The following is a 411-nucleotide window of genomic DNA, read 5'->3' on the forward strand; positions in this document are numbered from 1 at the left end:
TTGCCGTCAGAGACACGCCGTTGGCGCCGGCAACGGAACCCGTGGCGGCAACAACAATATCCGCCTCGGCCGTCACCTCGACGGAACCGTCAGACGTGCTCAGCGCATCGGCAAGCTCCACCGAGCCGGCGAGTGCCGAGACAGACACCGCACCCGCGGTCGTCACACGACCAAGCTTGGCATCCGTACCGGCCGACAGCATCACGTCACCCGTGCCGCCGTCAATGAGAGAGCCAGATGCCTGCGTCAGACCACCCGTCGTTACCGTCAGCGACACGCCGTTGGCGCCGGCAACGGAACCCGTGGCGGCAACAACAACATCCGTCTCGCCCGTCACCTCGACCGAACCGCCAGACGTGCTCAGCGCATCGGCAAGCTCCACCGAGCCACCGAGGGCAGAGACAGACACCG

Annotated in this window: 1 protein-coding gene; it reads right to left on the reverse strand. The window is 66.4% G+C overall.

Annotated features, from left to right (window positions below):
* A partial coding sequence (locus KLP42_RS26700) for a hypothetical protein (protein ID WP_215571171.1) occupies window positions 1–411 on the reverse strand: 411 nt, incomplete at both ends.

This window comes from Rhizobium sp. CSW-27, assembly GCF_018760785.1.
Classification (GTDB): Bacteria; Pseudomonadota; Alphaproteobacteria; order Rhizobiales; family Rhizobiaceae; genus Neorhizobium.